This window comes from Sedimentibacter sp. (assembly GCF_032080165.1).
In the GTDB taxonomy this organism is placed as follows: Bacteria; Bacillota; Clostridia; order Tissierellales; family Sedimentibacteraceae; genus Sedimentibacter.
The window spans coordinates 319323-346106 of the sequence record NZ_DAMASY010000002.1; the positions used below are offsets into that span (position 1 = coordinate 319323).

Consider the following 26784-nt stretch of genomic DNA (forward strand, 5'->3'; position numbering starts at 1 on the left):
TTATGAAAAGATTTTTGAGTTTAGTTGTTGTCACACTAATGATACTGTCACTGTTTGCAGGATGCAGTACAAATGAAAATGTAACCAATGAGGAAGCAAAGACCATAGGTCTGGCAATTTCAACATTAAATAATCCTTTCTTTGTCGACCTTGAAGCAGGCGCAAAAGCAAAGGCTCAAGAATTAGGTGTTACGCTTGTTACGCTGGATTCACAGGATGATTCTGCAACAGAAATGTCAAATGTAGAGGATTTAATTAACCAAGGTGTTGATATTATTATGATTAACCCTACAGACTCTGATGCGGTTAAAAGTGCCGTTGAAGCAGCAAACAAAGCAAATATCCCTGTAATAACACTTGACAGAGGGGCTAACGGAGGTCAAGTTGTATCACACATTGCTTCTGATAACGTTGCAGGCGGTAAGCTTGCTGGAGAATATGTCATAGAGCTGTTAGGAGGCAAAGGAAAAGTCGTTGAGCTGGAAGGCATCCCCGGAGCTTCTGCTGCAAGAGACAGAGGACAGGGCTTTAATGAAGCAATAAGCGGAACTGACATTGAAGTAGTTGCAAAACAAACAGCAAACTTTGACAGAGCAGAGGGACTGACTGTAATGGAAAACATCCTGCAGGCTCAGCCGGAGATAGATGCGGTATTTGCTCACAATGATGAAATGGCTCTCGGAGCAATAGAAGCTATAAAAGCTTCAAAGAGAGATATCCTGGTTGTAGGCTTCGATGCCACTGATGATGCAAAAGCTGCCGTAGAAAGCGGCGAAATGGCAGCAACAGTTGAACAACTTCCAAAGGAAATAGGCTCTATGGGTGTTGAAGCAGCAGTAAAAATCATGAATGGAGAACAGGTTGAAAGCATGATGCCTGTAGATCTTCAATTAGTTAAGAAATAATGTAATAGCTTTAATAAAATTATGTGTTCCCGCAACAGGTCATAGTCAAAAAATTACAGACTGATGTTGCGGGAACAAAAAGCTCTCGATTCTTAATAGAGTCCAGGGGCTTTTTTTTATAGTCTGCTTAATGCATTCATACAGTCAGTCATACGTGCATAATTATTAAAGGAGGGGGGACACACCTTTTTTTATCGGGGTGAGTCTTTGTGATATAAGTAATGTCATAATAGGAAGAGGGACACACTTCTTTTTGCCAAAGGCAAGTCTTTGATGGATAGAAGGAATGTCCCCGTCAAAGGGAGGCAATATGGGCAAATTTAATGACTTTAGAAGCAGAATTGCAGATGATTTGGAAATTCCGAATGATGCTCTTTCAGATAATTTCAATTTAATGATGCACGGCAACAAGAAGGTTATAATAGAAAATCACTTAGGAATAATTGTGTACGAAAATAATTTGATTGAGGTAAAGGCTATAGAGGTAAATATCATAGTTAAGGGAGCTAAATTTAAAATAGAAGAAATAAATGACTACAAGGTCATAGTTAAGGGTAATATTGAAGAAATAATATTTAAGAAGGAGTAATTATGCTTATTTTCAAGTTGATGTCTTTATTGACAGGATATGTTGTAGTACGTCTGAGAGCGGCAAACTTCGAAAAGGTCATGAATTTACTTCGAAAAAAAGGTATAAGCATATGGGATGTTGAAAGAAAAGAGGATGGTATCAAATTTAAAATATCCTATGAAGATTACAGAAAGTATGCTGATATTATTAAAGAAACTAAAATAGAACCGGTAAATAAAAAGGGTCTCGCATACAATTTAGCAAAATTAAAGGTGAGAAAAGGTTTCGTATTAGGGCTGTTTGCTTTAATTATCTCGCTCTATGTAATCACATCATTAATCTGGAATATACAGGTTATCGGAACAAACAACACAACCGCCAAAAATATAATTAAAGTTCTTGAAAATAACAATATTAAAACACCAATTTCCCATACTAACGTAAAACCAAAACAATTAGAAACACTTCTTTACAAAAACTTTGAAAATTTTAAATTTATAGAAGTATATGTTGAAGGCTCTAATTTAATAATCTTTGTTAAAGAAAAGGTAATTGAAAACCCGGATATTAAGAAAAATGAACCAACAAGCATTATTTCCACAAAAAATGCAATAATAAATAAAGTAATTGCAAAGAGCGGTCAACCTGTAGTCAAAGAAGGCGATGTGGTTTATGAAGGTCAGACATTGGTAATGGGTATTGTTAAAAATAAGAATTCCGAAGAATTTATGATGGTTCCTTCAGAAGGTACTATTTATGGCAAGACATATTACAATTTTGAATCGAAGGAGCCAAAACTGAAAGATGTGGAAGTATCCACCAATAAAAGCAAAAGCGTTTATTACTTGCATTTAAATGGCAAAAGTAATAAAATATTAAGTGACAAGAGTCCTTTTGAAAATTATAATTATAGAGAAAGGACTATTCGAATTCCTATACTATCAAATTTGGCTGATATCAGTATAATAAAGGGTACATATTATGAACAGGTGATAAAGAAAGTCGATATAAATGAAAATACGGCCAAAAACACCTTAACAATAGGAATGTATGATGACTTGTTGAAAAAGTGCGGCAAGGAAGCAAGAATATTAAAATCATCTTTAAATTTTTCTGATGATGATAATTATTATTATTTAAGAGCTCAAATTGAAGTAATTGAGGATATAGGTACAAAGGTCAAAATATATCCGGTACCGGAAACGGAACAAAAGGAAACAACAAATGATAATCAGGAGGATTAATGGAATTACACGAAGAAAATATATTAATAACAGAAGATAAAAACCTTATTAAATTGTTAGGAATTCACGATAAAAATATTAAAATAATCAAAAGCTATTTTGACGTGAATATACTTGTAAGAAATGATATGATTAAGGTTACCGGAGATAAAATCAAGGTTGAAGCTGTTGTTAAAATATTAAAAGACATGATAAGTACAATTGACTCAGAAGGTGAAATAACCGACCAAAAAGTTGTTTACTTAATTGAATCAAATAAATCAAATTATAACATAGATTATAATGAAGTATTAAAGGAAGTTATTGTAACAACTGCATCGGGAAGGGTAATAAAGCCAAAAACAATCGGTCAAAAAAGATATATGGATTTAATAAATTCAAAAGATATTACATTCGGAATCGGCCCTGCCGGCACGGGCAAGACGTATTTAGCTGTTGCTGCAGCAGTAAATGCTTTCAGAAAAAAAGAAGTAGAGCGCATTATACTTACGAGACCTGCTGTTGAAGCGGGAGAAAAATTAGGATTTTTGCCCGGGGATTTACAGGATAAGGTTGATCCTTACCTAAGACCCCTTTATGATGCTTTATTTGATATAATGGGACCGGAAAATTATTTGAAAAATGTGGAAAAGCAACTAATTGAGGTTGCTCCCTTGGCTTACATGAGGGGCAGGACTCTTGATTCTTCATTTATCATACTTGATGAGGCACAAAATACCACTAATGAGCAGATTAAAATGTTCCTGACCAGGCTCGGTTACGGCTCCAAGGCAGTAATAACCGGTGATGTAACACAAATTGACCTGCCCGAAGGCAAAAAATCAGGTCTTAAAACTGTACAAAGAATATTGAAGGATGTAGAAGACATTGGTTTTATGTATTTCCATACTACAGATGTAGTAAGACATAAATTGGTTCAGGATATTATAAAAGCATATGAAAGGTATGAGAATAAGAAAAATGATTAATGTATTATTTGACGATCGACAAGATATTATGGAAATCACTGAGGATAATTGTAAAGTAATCGAAAAAGCAATTGAGGAAGTCATTAGAGCCGAGGAATTAGAGGGAGATTTTGAAGTCAGCGTATCTTTTGTAACCAATGAAGAAATAAAAGAGCTGAATAAAGAATTCAGAAATGTTGACAGCGAGACGGATGTTTTATCCTTTCCGTTGGATGATGATGAGTTTGAAGGTGTCGTACTGTTAGGTGACATAGTGCTTTCAACTCAAAGAATAATCGAACAAGCTAATGATTTTGGTCACAGCCTGGAAAGAGAAATGGCTTACCTGACTGTCCATAGCATGCTTCATTTATTAGGGTACGATCACATGAGTGGTGACGAGAAGGCAGAAATGCGTTCAAGAGAAAAAGAAATAATGAAGAAACTTCAAATATTTAAATAAGGAAAAGCAAATGAAAAAATTACTTATATTTATATTAGCTGTTTTTATGCTTGCATCATGCTCTGAAAAAACAAATCAGGTCATTGATCCGGAATTAGAAAAGGAAGAAGATATATCAGATATCGAAGAAATTGAAACAGAAATTGAAGAAGATGATCCTAATAAGATAGTATCTCCTTTGGATGGGTTAAAATACTACCCTGAAGAGCTTTCTTTAAGACCTGTTGCGGTTTCTTTAGACAACCATCCCCGTGCAAGGTGGCAGGCGGGCTTAAAGGATGCTGAAATAGTTTTTGAATTTCAGGTTGAATTTCCTTATACCAGATATTTGGCCATATATTTAGCTAAACAGCCGGAAATGGTAGGTCCTGTACGAAGTGCAAGACCGTATATTATTTATTATGCCTTAGAAAATGATGGCATATTTGTTCATGTGGGAGGAAGCGAGGATGCTTTCAGCGAAATAAAAAGATTGCAGGCGGCAGAAATTGACGGTTTGTATTCCGGTGCTATGTGGCGATACAATGATACGGGGAAATATGCTCCTCACAATATGTACACTACATTAAAGTCAATCAGGGACGAAGCAAAAAGAATGGGATTCAGAACTGAAGCAAACTTCGAAAAATATAACTTTAATGAAAAGAGTTCAAAGCTGTCGGATAATTATAAGGATAGTTTTAAGGCAAATAAAATAAATATTGAATACAATAAAGATAATACTACAGATTATGTATACAATAATGATTCAAGATTATATTTCCGTTTTAAAGACAAGGAAGAGCATATTGATGAATTGAATAAGGAACAGTTAACGGCTAAAAATATAATTGTGCTGGAGCAGCCTAAAAGTGTATTGGATTCTGTAGGAAGATTGTATTTAGAATCAATGGGAACAGGTAAAGGTATTTACTTTACGGAAGGTGAGGGAGTATTTATAACCTGGTCAAAGAAAAGTGAAAAGGACAGAACAAGATTTTACATAAATGATGAAGAACTTAAATTAAATCCGGGCAATACATGGATACAGATTGTAGACAGCGTCGAATCTGTAACAAATGAATAATATTAAAGGGTGATATAATGGAAGACAAACTATTAATTAAAATTGCTATGGAAGCAAGAGAAAAGTCATACAGCCCATATTCAAATTTTAAGGTTGGTGCAGCTGTATACACTAAAAGCGGCAAGGTATTTACCGGCTGTAATATTGAATCTGCATCCTATACTCCGACCATATGTGCCGAAAGGGTTGCAATTTCAAAATGTATATCAGAAGGTTATAAGGATATAGAAAAAATAGCCGTTGTTGGCAGCAATATAAAAACATCATTTCCATGCGGTGTGTGCAGACAGTTTATGGTCGAATTCGGCAAGGATATGAAGGTTATATGTGCAAAAAATTTAGATTCATACGAAATTTATACGCTAAAAGAACTTCTGCCAAACAGCTTTGGTCCGGAGGACCTGGAATAGAAAGAAGAGGAGAAACATGTTTAAATCAGGATTTGTAACGATAATAGGAAGACCAAATGTAGGTAAATCAACGTTGATGAACTCAATGATCGGTGAAAAAATTTCAATAATGTCAGATAAACCGCAAACAACAAGAAACAAAATAAGGACTGTCTATACTGATGATGAAGCTCAAATCATATTTTTGGATACTCCGGGTATTCATAAACCAAAAAATCAGCTTGGTGAATTCATGAATACCGAGGTGGATTCTGCCATAGAAGAAATGGATGTATTGATTATGCTTACTGATGAATTTAATAAGGTAGGACCCGGGGATGAATTCATTATTGAGAAAATTAAAGATTTAAAGACCAAGAAAATATTGGTTATCAATAAAATCGATAAATTCAGTCAGGAAGCTGTAGTGAAAATTGCTCAGGAATTTGATAAATATAAAGCTTTTGATGATATTTTACCTATGTCTGCTATTAAAAATGTAGGAGTGGATTCCTTAATTAAATTAATAATTAAATATTTAAAACCGGGACCTATGTATTTTCCGTCAGATTATATAACGGACAGACCGGAACGCTTTGTTGTTTCCGAAATTATCAGAGAAAAAGCTTTGCTGTACCTGAACGAAGAAGTACCTCACGGCATTGCCATTGAAATTGAAGAAATGAAGGAAAGAAAAAACAAGGATCTTGTTGATATAAGAGCCAATATTTTATGTGAGAAAAAATCACACAAAAGCATTATAATAGGCAAGGACGGCAGAAAAATTAAGGGAATAGGTAAAAGTGCAAGAGAAGATATCGAAAGATTGTTGGGAAGCCAGGTTAATCTTCAGCTGTTTGTAAAGATTTCCGAAAATTGGCGTGATAACAATTATTTATTAAGAACTTTGGGATATGATAAGAGACATGATAGTTGATGAGGTATTAATTCTAAAGGAAGTAATTTATAAAGAAAATGATAAAATACTTCATGCCTTGTCAAGAGAAAACGGTAAAATTCAGTTGCTTTCAAAGGGAGCGAAGAAAAGTAATTCCCATTTAATCAATGTTTCTCAGCTGTTTGCTTATTCAAAATGCTCGATGGCAAAATCTAAGGATATGTTCATCATAACACATGCGGAACTGATTGATAATTTTTTCGGTTTAAAGAACAACATGGAAGCTTTCTTCTACGGAAGCTATATATTAGAGTTGATAAGCTATGTTGCCGGAGAAAATGAAATGGATTCCCGTATTTTTGATATGACTGTTTCGGCACTTAAATATTTAAGTGAAATAAAAAAAGATTACGACAAATTAATAGCTGCATATGAATTAAAACTAATTTCAATGCTTGGTTATAAGCCTGATTTTAAGCTTTGTATATCATGCAGCAAAGAAATACAAGCAAACGCAAAGTTTTCAATCCAAGAGGGCGGCTTATTTTGCTGTGATTGCGTAAATTATGGAAGTGGAATAAATGTTACCTACAGTGAAATACTAACAATGGAAAGAATTTTAAAAACTAAATTCGAATATATAAGTTCTATTGACGTGACAGCCAATATATTAAATTTAATAAGAAACTTCTTATTTTATTATATTGGCAAGGATAATTTTACAACTTTAAAATTACTATAAAAGGAAGGTACAATCCATGGAAAATGAAAATTTAAAAAAAATCGATGATATTTTAAAGCGCACAGATACAGATTATTCAACCGCTAAAAAAGCACTTGAAGATGCAAACGGAGATGTTCTTGATGCAATAATTTTGATTGAAAGCCAAAACAAAAACAATTCGAATTCTAAGAGTAACAACAGAGGTGAACAAATATTAAACCAGTTAAAAGATATACTCGCAAAAGGTAATGCTACTAAAATTACAATAAAGAAAAACAATGAAATTATTGTTAATTTACCTGTAACTGCAGGAATAATCGGTGCTTTTTATGCTCCGTTTCTTTCTGCTGCCGGTGTAACCGCTGCACTTTTAACACAATGTTCAGTAGAAATAACTCAAGCTGACGGAAATATTGTTAATATCGGGCAAAAGGTAGAGCAAGGCGTAGATATTGTAAAAGATGCCATGCAAGATGTAAAACAAGGTGCAACAAATTTGAAAAATGATTTTTCGAACAGTGCTAACAAATTTAAAAATGAATTTACAAACAGTGCCAATGAATTTAAAAATGATTTTACGAACAATATTAACGAAATGAATAATGATAAAAAGGACGATTTCACATATTATAAGGATAATGACGAATTCTAAAAGAAATTCTTGACATTAATTCTTAATTTTGTTACATTAAGATTAATGTTGAGGCAATGAGAAAGAAGAGTAAACTATAAAGAATTTATAGAGAGTCAGGTGTGGTGGAAACTGATAAGGAAATATAGTTGAATGGAGCTTTTGAGTCAATTATTTTAAGAGGATAAAGCAACGCTTTATCAAATAGGGTGGAACCGCGGAATTAATCTTTCGTCCCTATGCGGGATGGAAGATTTTTTTGTATTATCATAAGTCCCAGTCTATATAATTATATAATTGGAGGCAATCATGGCAAAAAATGAAAAAAACAAATTAGAAAAGCTTGTTTCACTTTCTAAATCAAGAGGTATAATTTTTCCCGGCTCAGAAATTTATGGAGGCCTGGCAAATACCTGGGATTATGGTCCGTTGGGTGTAGAAATAAAAAATAACGTAAAAAAAGCTTGGTGGAAAAAATTCATACAGGAAAGTCCATATAATGTAGGACTTGATTCTGCCATACTTATGAACCCTACAGCTTGGGTGGCTTCAGGTCACGTAGGCGGATTCAGCGATCCTTTAATGGATTGCAAGGAATGCAAGGCGAGATTCAGAGCGGACAAATTAATCGAGGATTACATGAGAGAAAAAGATGAGGTGCAAATAGTAGACGGTTGGTCTAATTCTCAAATGGAATCTTATATATTAGAAAAAAATATTCAATGTCCTGAATGTGGAGAACATAATTTTACGTCAATCAGAAAATTTAATTTAATGTTTAAAACATTCCAGGGTGTTACCGAAGATTCCCAGTCAGAAATATATTTAAGACCGGAAACGGCCCAAGGTATATTTGTAAACTTTAAGAATGTGGCACGTTCCACAAGAAAGAAAATACCTTTTGGGATTGGACAAATTGGTAAATCCTTCAGAAATGAAATTACTCCCGGTAACTTTACTTTCAGAACGAGAGAATTTGAACAAATGGAGTTGGAATTCTTCTGTGAGCCGGGTAAGGATTTGGAATGGTTCTATTATTGGAAGGATTTTTGTATGAATTGGTTATTATCCTTAGGTATGACAAAAGAAAATGTACGCTTCAGAGATCATGATCCTGCAGAATTATCTCATTACAGCAACGCTACAACAGATATAGAATATTTATTCCCGTTCGGCTGGGGAGAGCTTTGGGGTATCGCTGACAGAACAGATTTTGATTTAAAGGCGCACATAACTACATCAGGAGAGGATTTGTCCTATCAAGACCCTGTAACGAACGAAAAATATGTACCGTATTGTATTGAACCATCACTTGGCGCCGACAGAGTTATGCTTGCATTGTTAATTGATGCGTACAATGAAGAATTACTTGAAGATGGAACTGAAAGAGTTGTGTTAAAGCTTCATCCTGCTCTTGCACCATATAAAGCTGCTGTATTGCCGCTTACTAAAAAATTAAACGATCAAGCTGCAGAAGTTTATCACAAGCTGCAAAAAAGCTTTAATATTGATTATGACGATGCGGGAAGCATCGGTAAAAGATACAGACGACACGATGAAGTTGGAACTCCGTATTGTATAACTTTCGATTTTGATTCTCTTGAAGATAATTCCGTTACGGTAAGGGACAGAGATACAATGGAGCAAGTCAGAGTTAAAATAGATGATTTAGAGAATTATATTAACGAAAAGATGAAGTTTTAATAAATCAACTGTAATTCCATTGTCCAAAGGGGTGATCTATATAAAATTATCAGACAGACAAAATCAAATAATTGAAATAATAGAAAAACTCCAACCTGTAACAGGTGAAACGATAGCTGAAAAAATTGGTCTTACAAGAGCAACATTGAGACCTGATTTGGCAGTTTTATCTATGTGCGGTTTAATTGATGCAAAACCGAAGGTTGGATATTATATATCAAATAAAAAAAGCAACAAAGATATAATAGAGAAATTATCAGCGATAAAAGTATCGGATATCAAATCGCTTCCTATAAATGTAACCGAATCCACAAGCGTTTACGATGCAATAGTAACTTTGTTCTTAGAAAATGTAGGCACTTTGTTCGTAGTGGAAGATGAGGCATTAAAAGGTGTAATATCAAGGAAAGATTTATTGAAGGCATCTATGGGCGGAAAAGATTTAAGTGCAATTCCTGTGGGTATAGTAATGACAAGGATGCCTAAAATTATATATTGTTTGGAAGAGGATTCAATTTTAGAAGCAGCAGAAAAAATTATAGAGCATGAAATAGATTGTATACCGATTATAACCCATTTGCCAAACAATAAAGTAAAGGCAATCGGAAGAATTTCAAAAACTAATATAACAAAAGTTTTATTGGAAATAACAAAATGAAGAGGTACTTATGGTGAAGATTAATATTTACGCTGTTTCGGATTCCTTAGGTGAAACTGCCGAACAGGTAGCTAAAGCAGTAATCAGACAGTTTGATTTGGCCGATTTTGATATAAAAAAAGTATCCTATATAAATGATAAGGAATCAATAGACAATTTAATACAAAAGGCATCAAAGGAAAATGCATTTATTGTATTTACTTTGGTAGTTGAAGAGCTTAGGGATTATATGATTGAAAAAGCTTCAGAACACAAAATTGACGCGATTGATATAATGACCCCTATTTTAGTTCCTTTAGTTAAACAATTGGGCTTAGCTCCTAAAAATGAGCCGGGACTTTTACGTCAGCTTGATGAAAAATATTTTAAAAGAGTAGAATCAGTGGAATTTGCCGTAAAGTATGATGATGGAAAGGATACAAGGGGAATTCTTTTAGCAGATGTAGTTTTAATTGGAGTATCAAGAACCTCCAAGACACCGCTTTCTATGTATTTGGCTCATAAAAATTTAAAAGTAGCAAATATTCCGTTAGTTCCTGAAGTTAGCTTGCCTGAGGAATTAAAGTTAATTTCTCCTAAAAAAATAATCGGGTTAACGCTAAATGTAGAAAATCTGAACAAAATCAGAAAAGAACGCCTTAAAGCAATGGGGCTTAGGGATACGGCAAACTATGCTAATATGGAAAGAATTTTCGAGGAGCTTGAGTATTCGGAAAAGGTGATGAAAAACTTAAAATGTAAAATAATTGATACAACCAATAAAGCAGTTGAAGAAACCGCTTCAATTATTCTTGACTACATTGCCGAAAATGAAATAAAAAAATAAACTGTTATATAGGGGTGATAATGGTGAATATACGAGAAAGATATGAACAATTCGAGATTGATTACTTATCTCCACACGCTGCTAAAAGCAGATTTTCAAAAGGCAGAGAAATTCCGGAAGAAAATTGCGAAATAAGAACCGAGTATCAAAGAGACAGAGATAGAATAATTCATTCAAAAAGCTTCAGGAGATTAAAACACAAGACACAGGTCTTTTTATCTCCTGAAGGCGATCATTACAGAACACGTCTTACTCACACATTGGAAGTATCACAGATTTCAAGAACTATTGCAAGAAGTTTAAAATTAAATGAGGATTTAACCGAGGCAATTGCGCTGGGTCATGATTTGGGTCATACGCCCTTCGGTCATACAGGAGAGAAAATACTCAACGAAATTTGTGAAACCGGCTTTAAGCACAATAAACAAAGTTTAAGGGTTGTAGAATTTTTAGAACTTAGAAACGGTAACAGGGGCTTAAATCTTACCTTTGAAGTAAGGGATGGAATTCTTAACCACCCTTTAAACTATAATCCTTCAACCTTAGAAGGTCAAATCGTAAGTATTTCAGACAGAATCGCCTATATAAATCATGATATTGATGATGCGATGAGAGCTAATATAATAAACCTAAGCCAAATGCCTGATATATTCTTTAAAACCTTAGGTTATACTCATGGACAAAGAATTAATACAATGATAACAGATGTGATAAAAAACAGTATGGATAAAGACAAAATAACCATGAGTGAAGAAATTGCCCATTATACAAAAGAACTCAGAAGTTTTTTATTTGAAAATGTATATTACAATAAAACCGCAAAAAGTGAAGAAGATAAAACAAAATTTATAATAGAAAAAATATTTGAATATTATACTAAAAATTTTGAGCTTTTACCTGATTTTTATTTACAAATATACAATGAAAACAATTTAGAAAAAAACGAAATAATTAAAGATTACATAGCCGGTATGACAGATCGTTATGCAATGAAAGTATTTGAGGATTTATATATTCCAAAACCTTGGAGACAATAGTTGAAAAAATATTTTGTTGACAAGCTTATTTCGTTGTGTTATAATCTGTGTTCAACGTATAGATAATGGTGATATTATGCCCTATAGATTGGATTCTGATGTAATCAAAAGAATTCTTGATGAAAACAATATAGTAGACGTTATAGAAGAATTTTTGCCTTTAAAAAAAGCAGGTGCAAATTACAGCACAAACTGCCCCTTTCATAAGGAAAAAACTCCTTCTTTTATTGTATCACCGGATAAACAGATATTTCATTGCTTCGGCTGCGGAGAAAGCGGCGATAGTATAAGCTTTATTACAAAATATAAAAATTATACTTTTATTGAAGCTGCAGAATATCTTGCAAAAAAGGCGGGCATTATTTTAGAAGAAGTTAATAACTATTCAAACCAGCAAGAAAATAAAGAGCTTACGGACAGGCTTTACAAAATAAACCGTGATGCTGCGGCATATTTTTATAGAAATTTAAAATCGTATCCTGAGATTATAAATTACTTAAAATCAAGGAAAATTGATAATGATGTAATAAAAAAATTTGGAATTGGATATGCTATAAACCAATGGGATAATTTGCTAAAACATTTAACGGATAAGGGGTATGTAGAAGAGGATATATTAAAAGCCGGATTAATTATTAGTAATCAAGAAAAAGGTACATGTTATGACCGTTTCAGAAACAGAGTAATGTTTCCTATATTTGATGTACGAAAAAGAATAATCGGATTTGGAGGAAGAGTTATTGATGATTCACTTCCTAAATATCTCAATTCCCCTGAAACTTTAATATTTAATAAAGGTAATAATTTATACGGTCTCAATTTAGCAAGGGAAGCAGTAAAGGACAAAAGCTTCATATTAGTAGAAGGATACATGGATGTTATTAAAATGCATACATATGGTTACAATACAGCCGTTGCAGCTTTGGGAACATCCTTGACCGATAATCAGATAAAACTTTTAAAAAGATATTCCAAGAGCTTTTATATTGGCTTTGACTCGGATAATGCAGGTCAAAATGCCGCTTTAAAAGCTTTGAACATGTTTAAAAAGAACAACATAGATGCAAAGGTAATACTTATAAATGATGCAAAAGATCCGGATGAATATTTGAATAAATTCGGGAAAGTAAATTTCGACAAATTAATTGAAAATTCTCTTGATTATTATGATTTTTTAGAATATCATTTTAATGAAATCTATGAAAATTATAGTAAAGTTGAATATATATCTAAAATTTTTGACAATATAGTAAATATTAACAGTGAAATAGAAAAAGAGCTTATTTTTGAGAAATTATCAAGTAAAGTGGGGGTTTCCAAAGAATCGATAATTAAAGAATATAATAAAAAAGAAATCAAGCAAAGAACTTTTGTAAAAGATACAAATCCTGTCAAAACTCAAGTGCAGGTGCAAAAAATTACAACATCCCATGAAGAGGAGTTAATCAAACTAATACTCATAGAAAATGATTTTGCGCTACAGCTTAAAGAAATAGTAAATGAAGATACATTTAAGGATTTAGAATTTTATGGAATATTTAAAGAAATGTACGAATACAAAATAAATAATATGAGTATAGACGAAGATAGCTTAAAAAAAATTATAAAAAATGAGCCGGATGCTAAAGTTTTATTGCAATATGACGATGTTGATTATGATAATTTAGAGTCATTATTCAAAGATTGTATTAAAAGGTTAAAAATAAAATATTATGAAAAGAAAAGAAGCATACTGAGTAACAATTTAACACAATCTGAAAACTCTGAGGAAAGCAAAGATATAATGAATGAAATTTTTATCCTCGCTAAAAAAATTAAGTCAACTAAAGAGGAGGTTAACTAACCCATGGGTGAAAATAAGAACGTAACAGCAGAAGAATCTGAAAAAGATATAGAAATGCAGCAAAAGATTGATTCTATCAAAAATAAATTAATAGAAAAAGGTAAAAGAAACGGATTTATAACATATAAGGAAGTATTAAGGTCTTTTGAAAAATTAGATATCAACCCGGAATTTATTGATGATTTTTATAAGCAAGCGGAAGATAACGACCTTGAAATTCTTGGGTTTCAAGATGATATGATTCTTGAAAAAGTTGACGACATAGATGACACAGAAATTAAGGATGATGCTGACTTTTTTGTAAGCCAATCAGATGATGATATATTGAAGGGTGTAAATATCGACGACCCTGTCAGAATGTATTTAAAAGAAATAGGAAAAGTACCTTTATTATCAGCAAATGAAGAAATAGATCTTGCTAAAAAAATGCAGGATGGAGATGAAGAGGCAAAGAAAAGATTGGCAGAAGCCAATTTAAGATTGGTTGTAAGCATTGCTAAGCGTTACGTTGGAAGAGGTATGTTGTTCTTAGATTTAATCCAGGAGGGAAATCTTGGATTAATTAAGGCAGTTGAGAAATTCGATTACACAAAAGGATTTAAATTCAGCACATACGCTACCTGGTGGATCCGTCAGGCGATAACGAGAGCAATAGCCGATCAGGCAAGAACCATAAGAATTCCTGTTCACATGGTAGAAACAATAAATAAATTAATAAGAATAAAAAGACAGCTTTTGCAGGAGTTAGGACGTGATGCGACACCTGAGGAAATTGCTCTTGAAATGGAAATGGAACCTGATAAGGTAAGAGAAATATTAAAGATTGCTCAAGAACCGGTTTCACTTGAAACACCCATAGGAGAGGAAGAAGACAGCCATTTGGGTGACTTTATACCTGATGATGAGGTTCAGGCTCCATCAGACGTAGCAACCTTCACTCTTTTAAAGGAACAGCTTTCATCAGTACTTCATACTTTAACGGACAGAGAGCAAAAGGTACTGAGATTGAGATTCGGATTAGATGACGGAAGAGCAAGAACCTTAGAAGAGGTTGGTAAGGAATTTGATGTAACAAGAGAAAGAATAAGACAAATTGAAGCTAAGGCATTAAGGAAGCTCAGACACCCAAGCCGCAGCAAGAAATTAAAAGATTATTTAGAATAACATAAAACAATGGAAAAGCAATAGATGAGCAATTGATAAAGAAATTTACAATTGCTGTCCATTGCTATTCAAATCATGTGGAAGGGTGAAGCCTTCTATTTTTTTAGTAAAATTGATAATGATAAGAATGGGGGTACCAAATATGGATCGATTAGAATGTATAAAATCCATGGTCACTAAATGTCATACAACAGCAGACATAGGAACCGATCATGGTTATGTGGCAGAGATGCTTTTAAATGAAAATATATGCGAAAAAGTAATTGCCACCGATTTAAACAAAGGACCATTGGATAGAGCAATAAAGCATTTAACATCTGTAAATTTACACGAAAAATGTGATTTCAGATTAGGAAGCGGACTTACCGTATTAAAAGAAAATGAAGCAGATGCAATAATTATTGCGGGTATGGGAGGAGAATTAATTGCAGATATAATCGAAGCCTCTAAAAATATTGCATTGAAGGCTTCTCAGCTTATTTTGCAGCCGATGACCACAGGGGATAAACTAAGGCAATATTTAAAGGAAAATGGTTTTAAAATAATAGATGAAAACATTGTAAAAGAGCTGCATCATTATTATTTTGTTATTAAGGCTGTGCCCGGCGAGGATGAAATAACGGACGAAATATTTTATGAAATAAGCAAAATAATCTTAGAAAAAAAGGACCCCTTAATGTTCGAATATCTACACAAAATATTAAATGTGAACGAAAATATAATCAGGAGTATTGAAAAAAATAACAGCAGCGATTATAATGAGAGAGCAGAAGCTTTAAAAATGAAAAACGAAAAAATAAGGGAGTTGATGAAAAATTAAAGTTGATTCAATTATTAAAACATTAAAAGAAAAATTAGAATTAAAGCCGCAAGAATCCTGGGATAACAGCGGATTACAGATTGGTGACTATAACACTGACATAAATAACATTATGTTAACTTTAGATGTTGATTTAAATATAATAGAATACGCAATTAATAATAAAATTGAATTGATAATTACTCATCATCCATTTTTGTTTTCATCTCTGAAATCAATTGATTTCAGTACATATGAAGGTAAATTAATTAAATACATAATAAACAACAATATAAATTTATACAGCATGCATACCAATTATGATATGGCCGAGTTTGGAGTAAACTATCAATTATCAAAGATATTGAATATTAATTCTTATGAAGTTCTTCATACTGTAAATCCCGACGGCAGCGGCTATGGAGGAATAGGACATATTGAGCCGGTAAATATAGTTGAATATGCTAAAAAAGTAAAGGAACTGTTAAAGTCGGACCATATAAAATTATATTGTAATAATAATGATAAAACAGTCAGTAAAGCAGCATTTTGCGGGGGCAGCGGAAGTGATTTTATAAAGGATGCCATTGCTAAAGAAGCCGATGTATACATAACCGGCGACATAAAATATCATCAGGCACAATTTGCTTTGCAAAATGACTTATGTGTAATAGATGCAGGTCACTATAGCACGGAATATCAATCATTACATAGTATTAAAAATATACTTTGTGAAATAGAAGAATTAAACGTAAAATTAATGGAAGTAAATACAGTAAAGGAAATTATTTTATAGGGGATAGATATGGATAAAAATTACGAGTACATAAGAGCTGCTGTAGCAATACCAACTCTTAAGGTTGCAAATCCAATATATAATGTAAAGGAGATTGCTTCGCTTACAAAAAAGGCATTTAAAGAAAAAAATGCAAAGGTTATATTATTCCCGGAACTTTGTATCACAGGATACAGCTGCGGTGATTTGTTTAATCAGAGAACACTTATAAACGGAGCCGAGGAAGCTTTACAATTATTGCTTAATGAAACTGAATGTCTTGATATTTTAGTTGCTGTAGGCATGCCTGTATATATTGATAATCAATTGTTTAATTGTGCTATAATGTTAAAAAACGGCAAAATTCTTGGAGTTGTTCCAAAGACATATGTACCGAATTATAATGAATTTTATGAAAAGAGGTGGTTTGCTTCGTCTCTTTCACGAATATCTGACGAAGTAACATTGTGTGGTCAAAATATTCCTTTTAATGAAAACATGCTTTTTAATGATATATCATCATCTTTATGTATAGGATTTGATATTTGTGAAGACTTGTGGGTAAGCATACCGCCAAGCTCATATCATACAATTCATGGAGCAAATTTAATTCTGAATCTTTCTGCCAGCAATGAAACAGTAGGTAAATGTGAATACAGAAGAGATATAGTAAGAATTCAGTCATCAAAATGTATGACCTCCTATTGTTTTGCATCGGCAGGACAATCCGAAAGCACAACAGATGTAGTATCATCGGGACATGCATTAATTGCGGAAAACGGCTTAATTTTGAATGAGGACAGATTTTCGGCCGAAAGCAGCATAATCTATGCAGATATAGATTTAGAAAAACTTAAAAACGATAGAGTTAAATTCAACAGCTACATGGGCAGAATTGAAAAGAAGGATTATAAATATGTTAATTTTGAACTTGGATATTCGGAAAACCTGCAATTGGACAGATGCATAGATAAATATCCTTTCGTTCCTTCAAATGTGGAAGAAAGAAATCATAGATGCAAAGAAATATTAAACATACAGGCAGCCGGGCTTTATCAAAGATTATCTAAAATAGGTACTAAAAAGGCTGTTATAGGAATATCCGGCGGTCTCGACAGCACTTTAGCTTTATTAGTAACTGTGGAAGCATTTAAAAAGCTTAATCTTCCTATAGAAAATATTATAGCTATAACAATGCCGGGGTTTGGTACATCTTCAAGAACATATAATAATGCCATAATATTGATGAAAGAATTAGGTGTAACAGCAAAGGAAATTTCAATCAAGGATGCATGTATACAGCATTTTAAGGATATCGGGCATGATATTAATATACATGACGTTACTTATGAAAATGCACAAGCAAGAGAAAGAACTCAAATTTTGATGGACTATGCAAACAAGGAAAATGCAATAGTAGTGGGAACCGGAGATTTATCTGAATTGGCTTTAGGTTGGAGCACCTACAACGGGGATCATATGTCAATGTATGGAGTAAATTCAGGTATACCTAAGACATTGGTAAAATACCTGGTTAAATGGTATGCGGAAGAAAAAGCTGAAGGTAATATCAGGAGAGCTCTTTTAGACGTTTATGATACACCAGTCAGCCCTGAGCTTCTGCCGCCTGATAAAACAGGCAATATTGCTCAGCTTACCGAAAAATCAGTGGGCTCATACGATTTGAATGATTTTTTCTTATTTAATATGATTAGAAACGGCTATAGTCCGGAAAAAATATATTTTCTTGCTAAAATCACTTTTAAGGACGAATTTAGTGATGAAGTAATTCTTGAAACACTAAAAAACTTCTATAAAAGATTTTTTACACAGCAATTTAAACGCTCCTGTATGCCTGACGGAGTTAAGGTCGGATCAGTTTCTTTATCTCCAAGGGGTGACTGGAAGATGCCGAGCGATGCTTCCTATGCATTGTGGCTGGAACAGTTGAACAATTTAAAATAATCATGACCATTATTGATAATTAATAACTGTCATATTTGGCAGTTATTTTGTTTTTTTGATTTTCATATAATATATAAGCAGCTTATTTAATTTTAATGTAAGAAGGACGGCAATATGAAAAAACACATTTTAATTATATTTACAACTATCATGCTATTGCTTGTGTCAGCTTCATGTTCGGTTAATGTGAGCACAGATGCAACAATAGAATCAGGACATGAAGAACTCAGAATACATTTTATTGATGTTGGTCAGGCAGATTGTATATTAATAGAGCTTCCGACGGACGAGGAAGTGTTGATAGATTCAGGAAATCGAGAAGATTCCGGAGTCATAATCAACTACTTAGACGAGTTGGGGATAGAAGATATAGAATATTTTATACTGACGCATCCTCACGAAGACCATATAGGCTCAGCGCCGGATGTGCTGAATAATTATGATGTTGATAAAATTTATATGCCGGATGTATCTGCAGACAGTCAAATTTATAAAAATACTATTCAGGCAATTCATAATGAAAATACAGAATTAATTAAAGCAAAAGCCGGAACATCAATTATAGATTCAAGTAATTTAAGCTTTGATGTATTGGCACCCAATAGCATGTGGTATTCAGAGACGAACGAATATTCTTTGGTTACAAGATTAGTTTACAAAGACACTTCATTTTTATTTACAGGCGATGCTGAAAGTGTATCAGAATTAGAAATGGTTAAAGCAGGCTATGAAATTGATTCTGATCTTCTGAAGGTCGGACATCATGGAGGAGAAACCAGTTCATCTCAAATATTTTTAGATGCTGTTACCCCAAAGTATGCGGTTATATCGGTCGGTAAAGACAACCCATACGGTCATCCGCATAAAAAGACACTAAACAGATTAAACGCCATGGGAGCAAGTGTATACAGGACAGATGAACTGAGTACAATAACAGCTTTATCCGATGGTTCTCAAATAAAGATTGATAAAGCTGAATTTTCTGAAGAAAAAAATATAAATAAAACAAACTACATAGGCAACATAAATTCCATGAAATTTCATTATCTGGATTGCAGTTCAGTAATCAATATGAAGGATACAAATAAAAAACTTTTCAGAAATAGAGCAGATGCAGTCAAACAGGGATTCATCCCCTGCAGCATATGCAAACCATAATCCGCTTATATATATTCTTTACATATGAAATTAACACTTGCAAAAGCATGTGTTTTTTATTAGAAGTAAATTATACCTTTGCAAGTTGATTTTTATATGATAAAATATTTATCTGAAAACGCTTTTAAATTTGAGTATATTTTTAAAAGGAGCAGATATGAATTATAGAATTGAGCCGCTAAATAAGGAATTGGCTGCAACATTTGTTGAGTATTTAGAAAGTGTAGATTTTAGCAATACTCCCCATTGGTCCACCTGCTTTTGCAGATTTTATCATAGTAACTGTTCATATGACCAATGGTCAAAACGTACCGGTGCAGAAAATCGCAATGAAGCAATTGAACAAATTAATGCCGGTAATATGAAAGGATATTTGGCATTTGATCAGGATAAGTGTATCGGATGGTGTAATGCAAATGATATAAAACAGTATTTAAGAATTGACGATGAACTAAAATTTTACACCAAAGGCTGTAACGTAGGATGTATAATATGTTTTGTTATTCATCCGGAATATAGAAAGCAAGGAGTTGCCAGACTTTTACTTAAAAAAGCCATTGAAGATTTTAAATCACAGAGTTTTGATGCTGTAATCGCAATTCCAATCGAAAATAGAAATGAGCCGGAAAAGTTATATCGTGGAACTTTAAATATGTATAATGAAAATAACTTTAAGGAAATAGATAAATTAGATGAAACAAGTGTAATGTGGTTAGAATTGTGATTACTTTGCACATAAATATGATAATCCTTAGATTAAGAGAGTAAAAATGGAGAATAAACCGAACAGACCGTTTGCAAATATTAATCAAGATAATATTATAGAAGAGCTACTTAGTGAATTAAATAAAAATATGGATAAAATTTTGTCTTTCTCAGGCTGAGGGACTCATGTTTGATGCATGGTGGAATTATCGCTTGGCAGGAGATATATGGATAAACCGGCAGGATATATTGCAAGGACATTATATATTAAATAATGCAGTTATGCCATTAATAAGTGCGATGTTCATTTCAAATGAAGAATATATTCCGCATGATAAATGGCTTATTCATATGAGCAGAACTTTGGAATGGAAACCTGACAATTGGGACGATGTACTTATAAACATACTTTCGACCGGTAACTTTGACTTGGATAGTCTTATTTCAAGGCAAAAGGCAATTGAGGAGTTATGGGTGTACATAGATAAAAGGCTAACAACAAAAACAGATTTAAAAGTCAGTTTTATGCAGAAATACTACTTTGAAACTTTCAAAATTTTGATAGAAAAAGGGAAAATAACTACGGAAGAATGGGAAAAAATTAGTAGTATTAATATTCTTAATAACCAGCCATTTAGTGATGTTACATATATTTCTAATGGAATAATATATGTTGATATTAATAAATTACTTTCTCTAAAACCTGATAATATGTATCAATGGTTTTATGAAGTAGCAGATATTGTCAGGACGCAGCTAAATATTAAAGCTATAAAATAAAATATCCTATAAAAAGTACTTGCACCTTGGAATAAGTATTAAGCCAATTAAAATTATTTCTTATATTTTTAAAATATGTTATAATAAAAATAGATTAATGTATTATATTAATTTTCTTTAAGGATGGTGATTATAATTGATTGATAGAGACCTTTTAGTAAAAAAAATAGAAGACTTACCATTTTACCTTTTAGAAGAAGTTGCTGATTATATTGACTATGTAGAATTTAAAAGAAATAAAGAGGTTAAAAAAGTGGAAGATATTACAATAGCAAGTGAAGATGCATTATCTAAAGATTGGCTAAGACCTGAGGAGGAAGAAACTTGGAAAGATTTATAAAAGGCGACGTAGTTGTAGTTCCATTTCCATTTTCGGATTTATCAAGGTCTAAAAAAAGACCTGCTCTTGTGGTAGCTGCTTTGAAGGGAGACGATTTAATTTTATCACAAATTACAAGTCAAGATATTGATGACTTGTATTCAATTAAGATAGAATCTATAGATTTTGAAAATGGTACACTTAATAAAAATAGTAATGTAAGACCTAATAAAATATTTACTGCAGATAAAAATTTAATACTTTATAAAGTTGGAAAGTTGAACGAAGAAAAAATAATAGAAATTAATAATAAGATAATTGAAATATTTTAAGCATGATATAACAACATTTCTAAGTAATATAATTATTACATGATAACAGTTTGGATTTTGTAATTTGTATAAAATTTTCAAGTTAAAAAAACTTCATTAATTGGTTAATAATACATTTGACTTTAAAAACAAATTACTGTAATATTGTAAAAGAGTAAATTATACAGTCGCATGCTTTGCATGAGGAAAGTCCGAGCTCCATAGAGCAGGGTGCCGGGTAATACCCGGTGAGGGTGACCTTAAGGATAGTGCAACAGAAAGAAACCGCCCCTTACTCAATTGAGTGAGGAGCAAGGATGGAAAGGTGAGGCAAGAGCTCACCGGCAATTAGGCGACTAATTGGCCATGTAAACCCCACCCGGAGCAAGACCAAAAAAGGACTTTGGAGTGGCTGCTCGTCACAGTCCAAATGGTAGGTCGCTGGAGCTTGTTGGTAACGACAAGCGTAGATAGATGATTGTTTAATACAGAACTCGGCTTATGTATTTACTCACAATTACATAAAAAAATACTCGCGCAATGCGAGTTTTTTTATGCCCTAACTTGCTGCATTCCCCTGCCAACAACCCCATATGAGCAAACAAATTGTAACAATTTTGGAGACTACAGCATATAATAGTACAACCTCAAAAAAAGGGGTGATATTATGCATAGACTTCCATGGTTCTTACTTGGAATCGGTTACGGCAGATGCTCAAGAGTGCGCGGAATACGGGGAAGACGCTGCTGTAGACGATGGTAGTATTTAAAAAGACGCTTTGGCGTCTTTTTAGGCTGCTGAAAAAGCCCCCATGCTTCGTTACCGTTCAGCCGGTCAAGCTGTATTTTTAACTGTAGCTTCAAATATCAATTTTTTAGCTATGACAATAATTGTAATCAATATTATACCTGCTGAAATCGTCCATATAGTAGGAATAGTTACATAATTTATTAATATGCTGTAAAGCAGGGAACCGGTTAAGCCGCCTATTTGTATAACCAAAGAATAAACCGACAATACCGAGGCTCTTACTTCATTGGGAATTTCTCTGTTCAAAATAACACCTTCCGGTATATTGGCCATTCCGAATAATAAGTATATTGTTGAATAGAAAAACATAAAAATAGGTATATTAGTTTGAATTGCCATGATTATCATCGATACTGCAATCAGTGTTCTTAATATTAAATACATTTTGTATGTATTAAATTTATAATTCTTTATCAGCTTATTTGAGCCGATACTTCCTAATGTGGCAGCAGCAAAATATAAAAATGCCATAACACCTAAAAGTCCCATAAAACCGTCATTCGGCAGCAATGATAAGAAATGTGGCTGCCAAAATGTTTCTAAGCTGCTTAAAAAGAATCCCGTTGAAAAAACTGATATAAATACGCATATAATTGTAGAATTTTTTACTACTATTGATGAACTGTTTATAATATGCTGTTTTATAGTAATATGTTTCTCTTTATTATTGTTAGCTGTTTCTGTTATAAAAATAAGGCCAAGTATTACAACAACAGATGCCAAAATTAGTCTTATAATTATATTTAAGTCATATATGCTTGATAAAGAAAAATATGTACTCGTAAGCTTAGGCAATATACCGCCTGTTAAGGCACCTGCTGACATTCCAAGAGCTTCTAATACATTGATTCTTGTAGTTATATTATGAAGCTTGTCTTTTCCGTAATTATCTATGTAATAATCAATAAATAATGCATCGAAAGACCCGGAGGAGAGCGCTCTGCTAAAACCGTAGAACATCATTCCTATACTTAATAATATAAAACCTTTTCCAAATAGTAATATTGTAAAACTTATTAATGAAACTATTATGGATAAACAAAATGATTTTTTCCTGCCGAAAACATCGGCGATAATTCCTGTTGGAAGCTCTAATACAATGACGGTAAAAGCATAAATACCAAGAATTAACGAAAGATTGCTTAAAGTTGCTCCTTTATCAAGGAGAAGTAAGCTAATTACGGGTGTTAATATTCCGGTTAAAAAAGAATTAAGAAATAGAATTATCGAATATATTTTCAGCTTCATAGGAAAATCCCTTCTTTTTTATGTATTTGATATGACAACGTTATCTAAATAATATCCGAAATTTGCGGATTCGTCAAGTAAAAATGAAAATAAAAAAAGCGCCCAGGCGCTTTTTTTTGGTCATCTGCTTATCTGTGTAATATTGGTGATACTTTTTTATATATGAGTATTGTAATTGATGAAATCACGAAACCTTTAAATAAGTTGAAAGGTGCTACCGCATACATAACGAATGTTTTTAAATCTGTTATGGCAGGGTTTATTAAATTACCCATATCAATGAATGCCTGAAGTGGTGCTCCATATACCTTTGCATAAACAGGAAGCAATACATAGTAGTTCATAATAGTTCCTATGGTAGACAATGTAATTGTTCCTGCAATTAAACCGATAATTGCTGTAGAAAATGATTTTTTATGATTATAAATATATCCTGCCGGTATAATGAAAGAGCATCCTACAGCAAAGTTTGCCAATTCACCTATACCACCTGTATCTGTTCCGTTCAGAACAAAATTAATTAAAATTTTTACGAATTCTATTGCTATTCCTGCAACAGGTCCCATTGCAAACGTACCTAACAATACCGGTACTTCACTAAAATCCAACTTATAAAAATTAGGAGCAAACCATAAAGGGAAGTCAAACAGCATCAGTACGGTTGCTACTGCTGACAACACTCCTATTTTTGCAATTACTTTTGCGTTCATTCTTCCTTTTACAGAAATTTCATTTTTCATATTTTCCTCCTTGTGCCTTAGCACCATATAAAGATTACAAGAGGCTTCGCAGTCAAATTCACAAATTTATATACTCCTTGTGTCGCACAAAAAAGCCTCTGAAATCTTCAGAGGCAAAAAACCGATAGAACTATAAGCTATAGCTTATGTAACTCTTCTACCATCCAGACTTTACTGTCGGTATTGGAATTTCACCAATTCAACCTTTCGGCTCGCGGACTTTACCGCCGGTCGGGAATTAAACCCTGCCCTGAAGATATTTACAAAATTATTATATCATAGTTTTTATAGTTGTAAACAGTTTTTTGAAAATTTTTTCTAAGCTTAAACTCGATAAAAAAGTGATGGTATTATACAATCTCTCATCATATAAAAAAATATATACACTTATCATAAATTCAGATATTCATAATATTATAGATTAAGGGGACAAGATTAACGAGGGAGGAATTTATGAATAACGTAATAAAGCTTTTAAGCAGCAATTTAAGAAATATAGTGTCCCGGAATATAAATCTATTAAGCAGTGACACTGTTGAAATTCGACTTAGAGTAAACAGTCCGATATTAATAAAAAAGGTTAAAGCTGAAGTTTTTTTAGAAGAAAATTATAGAATAAAAAAAAGAGATATTGATGAAACAATTTCTAATCTGACTAAAAATTCTATTCATGCTTTTGAAAAGGAAATCAGAAGCGGTTACATAACCATAGAAGGTGGACATAGGGTTGGACTTGGAGGAGACTGCATCTATGAGCATAACCGCTTTAACGGCTTTAAAAATATTACTTCATTAAATATAAGGATTGCGAGGGAATACCCGGGATGCTCAGAAAACTATATAAAATATTTTATAGGCTCCAAGAAAAGTATTTACAACACATTGATAATTGGCCCCCCTCTTTCTGGTAAAACAACATTTATCAGGGATGTGTCGGCTAATTTAAGTGACGGAGTGAAAAATCTATTTTTTGAAGGAAGCGACGTTACGTTAATTGACGAAAGAGGCGAAATTTCTTCGGTTTATAACGGAGAACCGCAAATGTATGTTGGAAAACGTACCGACGTATTAAGCTATTGCATGAAAAGGGATGGATTTTTTATGAGCATCAGAGCCCTTTCTCCAAGAGTCATAATATCAGACGAGCTTGGTTCTCAGGATGACTATGAAATTCTTCAATACGCTTTAAAAAGCGGAGTTAATATAATTACCACCGCGCATGGTTACAACTTGGAGGATGTTAAAAAAAATATATATTTAAAAAACATAATTGAAAATAACTTTTTTCATCGTGCTTTGATACTTAAGAACAGTAAAAAGCCGTGTACCGTGAAAGAGGTTTTCGATTTTGAACGAAATAGGGTGATATTTAATGATATGGATTAAATCTTCATTGTTTATTCTTACAATAGTAACAGTTAGATTTATATTTAAATTTATCAATGATTACGGTGACAGACGTATGGACAATATGAAGGAATTACTGGATTTTACAGATTATCTGAGAATTTATTCCTGTCAGATGCATATGTCGTATGAAGAAATATGTTTAAAATATAATTTTAGCAATGAAAATATACTAATGGTATGCAATAAATTAATGGACGAAATTGAAAACAAAAAAAATAAAGGTAAATATCTTGTTTATATTGAAGAGTTATTGCACACACCTGATGATTTCAATAAAAAGTTTATTGATATCCTTGATTACTACGGAAGCACATATTCTGATGTGCTTGATGCGAAGCTAAAATTTACAATCAGGGAAATGGAATACTCTATGAAAGATTATGAAAGGCAACACCTTGATAAAAAAAATCTGAACAACAGAATTTCCTTATTAGTGGGATGCCTTGCTGCTGTAATTTTAATTTAGGAGGTACGATTATTCATGGACATTGATTTAATTTTCAAGGTTGGTGCAATAGGCATAGTAGTGGCCGTTTTTAATCAGATTCTATCAAAAACAGGAAGAGATGAACAAGCAATGTTTGTAACACTTACGGGAGTTATTGTTGTAATGGCACTCATCGTAGGAATGATGAATGATTTGTTTATGGAGGTAAAGTCAGTATTCAACTTGTATTGATGAAAGGAATGATA

At 32.8% G+C, this 26784-nt stretch carries 29 protein-coding genes, 1 other RNA gene, 1 riboswitch and 1 other annotated feature; of the genes, 28 read left to right on the plus strand and 2 right to left on the minus strand.

Going from position 1 to position 26784, the window contains the following annotated elements; translation table 11 throughout:
- Positions 1-2 precede the first annotated feature (2 nt).
- From rbsB to rnpB, 25 genes are all read left to right on the plus strand, one after another.
- Positions 3-905, plus strand: coding sequence for a ribose ABC transporter substrate-binding protein RbsB (gene rbsB, locus RT412_RS04165; protein WP_313345449.1), 903 nt, complete (start codon positions 3-5; stop codon positions 903-905).
- A 310-nt stretch (positions 906-1215) separates the two neighbouring features.
- Positions 1216-1494 carry a YabP/YqfC family sporulation protein gene (locus tag RT412_RS04170; protein WP_313345452.1) on the plus strand — a complete coding sequence of 93 codons (279 nt, stop codon included), beginning with the start codon at positions 1216-1218 and terminating at the stop codon, positions 1492-1494.
- Positions 1495-1496: 2 nt separating this feature from the next.
- Positions 1497-2720 (plus strand): sporulation protein YqfD, encoded by a 1224-nt coding sequence (locus RT412_RS04175; RefSeq protein ID WP_313345454.1) that lies wholly within the window; start codon positions 1497-1499, stop codon positions 2718-2720.
- Positions 2720-3688, plus strand: coding sequence for a PhoH family protein (locus RT412_RS04180; protein ID WP_313345457.1), 969 nt, complete (start codon positions 2720-2722; stop codon positions 3686-3688). The genes RT412_RS04175 and RT412_RS04180 overlap by 1 nt, the downstream gene beginning before the upstream one ends.
- Positions 3681-4130 (plus strand): rRNA maturation RNase YbeY, encoded by a 450-nt coding sequence (gene ybeY, locus RT412_RS04185; RefSeq protein WP_313345460.1) that lies wholly within the window; start codon positions 3681-3683, stop codon positions 4128-4130. The genes RT412_RS04180 and ybeY overlap by 8 nt, the downstream gene beginning before the upstream one ends.
- Before the next feature lie 10 nt (positions 4131-4140).
- Positions 4141-5196, plus strand: coding sequence for a DUF3048 domain-containing protein (locus RT412_RS04190; protein ID WP_313345463.1), 1056 nt, complete (start codon positions 4141-4143; stop codon positions 5194-5196).
- Between the two features lie 17 nt (positions 5197-5213).
- Positions 5214-5606 carry a cytidine deaminase gene (gene cdd / locus RT412_RS04195; protein ID WP_313345466.1) on the plus strand — a complete coding sequence of 131 codons (393 nt, stop codon included), beginning with the start codon at positions 5214-5216 and terminating at the stop codon, positions 5604-5606.
- A 16-nt stretch (positions 5607-5622) separates the two neighbouring features.
- Positions 5623-6522, plus strand: a complete 900-nt coding sequence (gene era, locus RT412_RS04200) for a GTPase Era (protein WP_313345470.1) — start codon at positions 5623-5625, stop codon at positions 6520-6522.
- On the plus strand, positions 6500-7225 hold the full coding sequence (gene recO / locus RT412_RS04205; protein ID WP_313345473.1) for a DNA repair protein RecO: 726 nt from the start codon (positions 6500-6502) through the stop codon (positions 7223-7225). The genes era and recO overlap by 23 nt, the downstream gene beginning before the upstream one ends.
- Before the next feature lie 16 nt (positions 7226-7241).
- Entirely contained in the window at positions 7242-7859 is a 618-nt protein-coding gene (locus tag RT412_RS04210; protein WP_313345475.1) for a DUF4342 domain-containing protein, read from the plus strand.
- A gap of 47 nt (positions 7860-7906) precedes the next feature.
- Positions 7907-8080: a binding site (T-box leader), on the plus strand.
- Between the two features lie 67 nt (positions 8081-8147).
- On the plus strand, positions 8148-9542 hold the full coding sequence (locus tag RT412_RS04215) for a glycine--tRNA ligase (RefSeq protein WP_313345477.1): 1395 nt from the start codon (positions 8148-8150) through the stop codon (positions 9540-9542).
- Positions 9543-9561: 19 nt separating this feature from the next.
- Complete coding sequence (locus RT412_RS04220; protein WP_313345480.1) at positions 9562-10200, plus strand: helix-turn-helix transcriptional regulator; 639 nt, start codon at positions 9562-9564, stop codon at positions 10198-10200.
- Between the two features lie 10 nt (positions 10201-10210).
- Positions 10211-11026, plus strand: coding sequence for a pyruvate, water dikinase regulatory protein (locus RT412_RS04225; protein WP_313345482.1), 816 nt, complete (start codon positions 10211-10213; stop codon positions 11024-11026).
- Between the two features lie 23 nt (positions 11027-11049).
- Positions 11050-12063, plus strand: coding sequence for a deoxyguanosinetriphosphate triphosphohydrolase (locus RT412_RS04230; RefSeq protein WP_398438909.1), 1014 nt, complete (start codon positions 11050-11052; stop codon positions 12061-12063).
- 76 nt (positions 12064-12139) lie between these two features.
- Positions 12140-13906 (plus strand): DNA primase, encoded by a 1767-nt coding sequence (gene dnaG / locus RT412_RS04235; protein ID WP_313345487.1) that lies wholly within the window; start codon positions 12140-12142, stop codon positions 13904-13906.
- A gap of 3 nt (positions 13907-13909) precedes the next feature.
- Complete coding sequence (gene rpoD, locus RT412_RS04240; RefSeq protein ID WP_313345490.1) at positions 13910-15070, plus strand: RNA polymerase sigma factor RpoD; 1161 nt, start codon at positions 13910-13912, stop codon at positions 15068-15070.
- Between the two features lie 142 nt (positions 15071-15212).
- A complete protein-coding gene (locus tag RT412_RS04245; protein WP_313345492.1) occupies positions 15213-15890 on the plus strand; it encodes a class I SAM-dependent methyltransferase in 678 nt (225 codons plus the stop codon).
- Positions 15891-15903: 13 nt separating this feature from the next.
- Positions 15904-16665: a Nif3-like dinuclear metal center hexameric protein gene (locus RT412_RS04250; protein ID WP_313345706.1), complete on the plus strand. Its 762-nt coding sequence runs from the start codon at positions 15904-15906 to the stop codon at positions 16663-16665.
- A 9-nt stretch (positions 16666-16674) separates the two neighbouring features.
- Positions 16675-18609: an NAD(+) synthase gene (locus tag RT412_RS04255; protein ID WP_313345495.1), complete on the plus strand. Its 1935-nt coding sequence runs from the start codon at positions 16675-16677 to the stop codon at positions 18607-18609.
- 114 nt (positions 18610-18723) lie between these two features.
- Positions 18724-19767: a ComEC/Rec2 family competence protein gene (locus RT412_RS04260; RefSeq protein WP_313345497.1), complete on the plus strand. Its 1044-nt coding sequence runs from the start codon at positions 18724-18726 to the stop codon at positions 19765-19767.
- Positions 19768-19924: 157 nt separating this feature from the next.
- Positions 19925-20491 (plus strand): GNAT family N-acetyltransferase, encoded by a 567-nt coding sequence (locus RT412_RS04265; protein WP_313345501.1) that lies wholly within the window; start codon positions 19925-19927, stop codon positions 20489-20491.
- A gap of 194 nt (positions 20492-20685) precedes the next feature.
- The gene (locus RT412_RS04270) at positions 20686-21252 is read left to right on the plus strand and encodes a hypothetical protein (protein ID WP_313345504.1); all 567 of its coding nucleotides are present in this window, start codon (positions 20686-20688) and stop codon (positions 21250-21252) included.
- Positions 21253-21388: 136 nt separating this feature from the next.
- On the plus strand, positions 21389-21592 hold the full coding sequence (locus RT412_RS04275) for a DUF2281 domain-containing protein (RefSeq protein ID WP_313345507.1): 204 nt from the start codon (positions 21389-21391) through the stop codon (positions 21590-21592).
- Positions 21577-21903, plus strand: a complete 327-nt coding sequence (locus RT412_RS04280) for a type II toxin-antitoxin system PemK/MazF family toxin (RefSeq protein WP_313345509.1) — start codon at positions 21577-21579, stop codon at positions 21901-21903. The genes RT412_RS04275 and RT412_RS04280 overlap by 16 nt, the downstream gene beginning before the upstream one ends.
- A 151-nt stretch (positions 21904-22054) precedes the next feature.
- Positions 22055-22400: RNase P RNA component class A (gene rnpB, locus RT412_RS04285), an RNA gene on the plus strand.
- Between the two features lie 317 nt (positions 22401-22717).
- Here rnpB and RT412_RS04290 read toward each other — a convergent pair.
- Positions 22718-23941: an MFS transporter gene (locus RT412_RS04290; protein ID WP_313345513.1), complete on the minus strand. Its 1224-nt coding sequence runs from the start codon at positions 23939-23941 to the stop codon at positions 22718-22720.
- Positions 23942-24069: 128 nt separating this feature from the next.
- Complete coding sequence (locus tag RT412_RS04295) at positions 24070-24681, minus strand: ECF transporter S component (RefSeq protein ID WP_313345516.1); 612 nt, start codon at positions 24679-24681, stop codon at positions 24070-24072.
- Positions 24682-24829: 148 nt separating this feature from the next.
- Positions 24830-24943: riboswitch (FMN riboswitch) on the minus strand.
- Between the two features lie 191 nt (positions 24944-25134).
- Between RT412_RS04295 and spoIIIAA the strand changes: the two genes are divergently transcribed.
- Genes spoIIIAA through spoIIIAC form a run of 3 tightly spaced genes read left to right on the plus strand, consistent with a single transcriptional unit; the run spans position 25135 to position 26770 of the window.
- Positions 25135-26067 carry a stage III sporulation protein AA gene (spoIIIAA, locus tag RT412_RS04300; RefSeq protein WP_313345519.1) on the plus strand — a complete coding sequence of 311 codons (933 nt, stop codon included), beginning with the start codon at positions 25135-25137 and terminating at the stop codon, positions 26065-26067.
- Complete coding sequence (locus RT412_RS04305) at positions 26054-26557, plus strand: hypothetical protein (RefSeq protein ID WP_313345522.1); 504 nt, start codon at positions 26054-26056, stop codon at positions 26555-26557. Before spoIIIAA ends, RT412_RS04305 begins: the two co-directional genes overlap by 14 nt.
- Positions 26558-26572: 15 nt before the next feature.
- The gene (spoIIIAC, locus tag RT412_RS04310) at positions 26573-26770 is read left to right on the plus strand and encodes a stage III sporulation protein AC (protein WP_308137451.1); all 198 of its coding nucleotides are present in this window, start codon (positions 26573-26575) and stop codon (positions 26768-26770) included.
- Positions 26771-26784: the final 14 nt, after the last annotated feature.

What these genes read in the sequence shown, in the direction of transcription:
- RT412_RS04175 (WP_313345454.1), top strand. Translation starts at nt 1,497, where the DNA reads ATGCTTATTTTCAAGTTGATGTCTTTATTGACAGGATATGTTGTAGTA.
- RT412_RS04225 (WP_313345482.1), top strand. Translation starts at nt 10,211, where the DNA reads ATGGTGAAGATTAATATTTACGCTGTTTCGGATTCCTTAGGTGAAACT.
- RT412_RS04295 (WP_313345516.1), bottom strand. Translation starts at nt 24,681, where the DNA reads ATGAAAAATGAAATTTCTGTAAAAGGAAGAATGAACGCAAAAGTAATT.
- RT412_RS04245 (WP_313345492.1), top strand. Translation starts at nt 15,213, where the DNA reads ATGGATCGATTAGAATGTATAAAATCCATGGTCACTAAATGTCATACA.
- RT412_RS04170 (WP_313345452.1), top strand. Translation starts at nt 1,216, where the DNA reads ATGGGCAAATTTAATGACTTTAGAAGCAGAATTGCAGATGATTTGGAA.
- cdd (WP_313345466.1), top strand. Translation starts at nt 5,214, where the DNA reads ATGGAAGACAAACTATTAATTAAAATTGCTATGGAAGCAAGAGAAAAG.
- dnaG (WP_313345487.1), top strand. Translation starts at nt 12,140, where the DNA reads ATGCCCTATAGATTGGATTCTGATGTAATCAAAAGAATTCTTGATGAA.
- RT412_RS04215 (WP_313345477.1), top strand. Translation starts at nt 8,148, where the DNA reads ATGGCAAAAAATGAAAAAAACAAATTAGAAAAGCTTGTTTCACTTTCT.
- RT412_RS04260 (WP_313345497.1), top strand. Translation starts at nt 18,724, where the DNA reads ATGAAAAAACACATTTTAATTATATTTACAACTATCATGCTATTGCTT.
- era (WP_313345470.1), top strand. Translation starts at nt 5,623, where the DNA reads ATGTTTAAATCAGGATTTGTAACGATAATAGGAAGACCAAATGTAGGT.
- RT412_RS04305 (WP_313345522.1), top strand. Translation starts at nt 26,054, where the DNA reads ATGATATGGATTAAATCTTCATTGTTTATTCTTACAATAGTAACAGTT.
- RT412_RS04290 (WP_313345513.1), bottom strand. Translation starts at nt 23,941, where the DNA reads ATGAAGCTGAAAATATATTCGATAATTCTATTTCTTAATTCTTTTTTA.
- ybeY (WP_313345460.1), top strand. Translation starts at nt 3,681, where the DNA reads ATGATTAATGTATTATTTGACGATCGACAAGATATTATGGAAATCACT.
- recO (WP_313345473.1), top strand. Translation starts at nt 6,500, where the DNA reads ATGATAAGAGACATGATAGTTGATGAGGTATTAATTCTAAAGGAAGTA.
- rpoD (WP_313345490.1), top strand. Translation starts at nt 13,910, where the DNA reads ATGGGTGAAAATAAGAACGTAACAGCAGAAGAATCTGAAAAAGATATA.
- RT412_RS04265 (WP_313345501.1), top strand. Translation starts at nt 19,925, where the DNA reads ATGAATTATAGAATTGAGCCGCTAAATAAGGAATTGGCTGCAACATTT.
- RT412_RS04180 (WP_313345457.1), top strand. Translation starts at nt 2,720, where the DNA reads ATGGAATTACACGAAGAAAATATATTAATAACAGAAGATAAAAACCTT.
- spoIIIAA (WP_313345519.1), top strand. Translation starts at nt 25,135, where the DNA reads ATGAATAACGTAATAAAGCTTTTAAGCAGCAATTTAAGAAATATAGTG.
- RT412_RS04210 (WP_313345475.1), top strand. Translation starts at nt 7,242, where the DNA reads ATGGAAAATGAAAATTTAAAAAAAATCGATGATATTTTAAAGCGCACA.
- rbsB (WP_313345449.1), top strand. Translation starts at nt 3, where the DNA reads ATGAAAAGATTTTTGAGTTTAGTTGTTGTCACACTAATGATACTGTCA.
- spoIIIAC (WP_308137451.1), top strand. Translation starts at nt 26,573, where the DNA reads ATGGACATTGATTTAATTTTCAAGGTTGGTGCAATAGGCATAGTAGTG.
- RT412_RS04190 (WP_313345463.1), top strand. Translation starts at nt 4,141, where the DNA reads ATGAAAAAATTACTTATATTTATATTAGCTGTTTTTATGCTTGCATCA.
- RT412_RS04255 (WP_313345495.1), top strand. Translation starts at nt 16,675, where the DNA reads ATGGATAAAAATTACGAGTACATAAGAGCTGCTGTAGCAATACCAACT.